Origin of the sequence: Fulvimarina thalattae, from assembly GCF_040239565.1 — a bacterium.
Lineage (GTDB): Bacteria > Pseudomonadota > Alphaproteobacteria > Rhizobiales > Rhizobiaceae > Fulvimarina.
This window is the reverse complement of record NZ_JBEHWS010000058.1, coordinates 1-2243: the sequence shown is the minus strand read 5'-3', so window position 1 is coordinate 2243 and position 2243 is coordinate 1. Positions and strand designations below refer to the sequence as shown.

Annotated in this window: 4 protein-coding genes; all 4 read left to right on the top strand. The window is 52.2% G+C overall.

All coding sequences use genetic code 11. The annotated features are described in order from the left end of the window. The first annotated feature begins 22 nt into the window (after nt 1-22). Nucleotides 23-439, top strand: a complete 417-nt coding sequence (locus tag ABRA89_RS20350; RefSeq protein WP_349943328.1) for a hypothetical protein — start codon at nt 23-25, stop codon at nt 437-439. Further along, nucleotides 436-963 carry a hypothetical protein gene (locus tag ABRA89_RS20345; RefSeq protein ID WP_349943327.1) on the top strand — a complete coding sequence of 176 codons (528 nt, stop codon included), beginning with the start codon at nt 436-438 and terminating at the stop codon, nt 961-963. Before ABRA89_RS20350 ends, ABRA89_RS20345 begins: the two co-directional genes overlap by 4 nt. A 10-nt stretch (nt 964-973) precedes the next feature. Then, nucleotides 974-1480 (top strand): hypothetical protein, encoded by a 507-nt coding sequence (locus tag ABRA89_RS20340; protein ID WP_349943326.1) that lies wholly within the window; start codon nt 974-976, stop codon nt 1478-1480. Nucleotides 1481-1802: 322 nt separating this feature from the next. Beyond that, nucleotides 1803-2243: hypothetical protein (locus ABRA89_RS20335; protein WP_349943325.1), on the top strand; the 441-nt coding region annotated here is incomplete at its 3' end.

Sequence of the window (2243 nt, the reverse complement as noted above, 5' to 3'; positions counted from 1 at the left end):
GTTCTCTTTCGAGAGATGAAAGATGGACGTAGGATGGCAACGCAACACTCCAATTGGTCTGGACAACCGAGCCGATCATACATCGGCTCTGGGGTGTTGCACTTCGCGCTGGAAATCAGGGATTAAGCTTCGTGTCGGCAAACGTCTTGAACCCGTTCTTATTCGTGAACTTGGACCCTACGAAGCGCGCCGCGCACTTTCAAACCAAGCAGTCGCTCGATCGGTGGACGAGGGTTATGATTTGGGCTTTCGCTCAGAACGTTCACTTTATCAATGGTCGCTCCTACAGACATCCAGTGCGGGAAATTTGGGCAAGGACCCTCGGATTAATCAGTATCTACGAAGCAACCGGACTGGTTTGTCTGCCGATGGTCGATTGGATGCGGTCTTCAAGCGAATGGCGCAGCTCAGCGCAATGAGTGGTGAGTCTTCTACATGAACCGCATTGCAACTGGTGCACTTGGGCCGCCTGCTGGACCGGCTCCGAGCCTCGATGATCTTCTAAATGCGGATTGGTTTCAATATTCGCTTCTTAATCCAGATTACGTTAAGGTATTTGGTCTTGCCACCCAGCATCTTATGTCCCCGCCGGAAGAGACCAATGATCTGGACAGCAGCGCCAACTGCGCCGGCAACTGCGTTTTGTCCGAGAAAAGCGAGTCCCAGAAGGGTCGTGATAAAAGAGAAGAGGAAAAGATTTCCGAACTCGACAAGAGGTCGGTACAGAAGCCAGGGGATAAGCCGTTCAATCGAGACATTCCCGGAACCTGGGACGACGCCAATAGCGATTTTGACGATTTCGCACCTGACTCAGTCGAGCCTATGGGTAGTGGTGGACGCTTTGGTACATTATCTGATGGACGCAGGATCAACGTACGACCAAATAGCGGTGAGGGTGTCCCGACACTTGAAATTCAGCGTCCGGACGGCAAACGCCCCATACGGAAGTATCGTTATCAATAGGAAATTTAGAATGAAACTTACTTCTGAAGAGATCAGAAACGCAATATTCGAATACGGCCTTGAGCCCTCCTTTCTCGAAAAACATTTTGAAGATACTTTTGTCAGCTATGATTGGATCGCTCCGGATGAAGCCGATCTTATCGACAAATTTTTCTCGAACAAAGTTGTGATCGTATTTCCATTCGGGCAATTTCGCCATCCGTCCGTTTTTTCTGAAGAGACTATGAGTTTTGATGATGCAGTATCGCAAATCAATATTCCGCCCTGCGGTAATTTCATAATATATGATTATGAAGATAGAATTCTTATTTTGAATAACGCAAGAAATTTGTATGTTTATGCGGGGCCCGCTGCAGAGGTGTCGAAATTATTTGCACTGTTGGACCCTCATCAAGATGTGGAGCAGCGTTATCTTAATAGCGACGGCGATTTTGAGATGCAATTTGCTCATACGAGAAAATTCTACGAAAATTATCGAGAGGCCCACAACAGATCCAGAAATATGAGGTCTTCGTAGAAATCGGAAATTCTATCTCGAGGCCATCACGTTCGAATATCGAAGACTGCTCGCCTGACTTGGAACGAGGTGCGTCTGGCGCGACTACGACCCGGTTCTCTTCCGCCATGCAGATGGCAACGCTCTCGCCCAGGTTCTTCCGGCTCTGGAGCCGACCAATCTGTCACGGATCTTCGAGCCGGCCGATATTCTGCTCTACGCCTCGCCGGATTATCCGAGCCCTTCGGGCCAGCGCTTGACGCGGGCTGCCCGCGTCGCCGATCTGCCGCCCGCCCCGCCGGGCATGATGAGGCTGTCACGCGCCGAAATCGAACGAATCGAATTGCGCCGGCTCGAAAGGATCAAGCGTCGGGTCGGCGAGTGTCTCGAGCCCGTTCTTTATCGTGAACTTGGCGCGGAAGAAGCGAGCCGCGCCCTTTCAAATCAGGCCGTCGCCCGATCCATCGACGAGGGGTATGCTCTCGGCTTCCGGTCCGAGCACTCGCTTTATCAATGGTCTCTTTTGCAGACATCGAGCGCCGGGGAACTGGGCAAGGACCCCCGGATCGGTCAGTATCTGCGAAGCGAGCGAACGGGCCTGTCCGCCGAAGAGAGACTGGACGCGGTCTTCAAGCGGTTGGCGCATCTCAGCGCCGCGCATGGCGGCCTGATTTCCAGCGCGAAGTGCAACACCCCAGAGCCGATGTATGATCGGCTCGGTTGTCCAGACCAATTGGAGTGTTGCGTTGCCATCCTACGTCCATCTTTCATCTCTCGAAAGAGA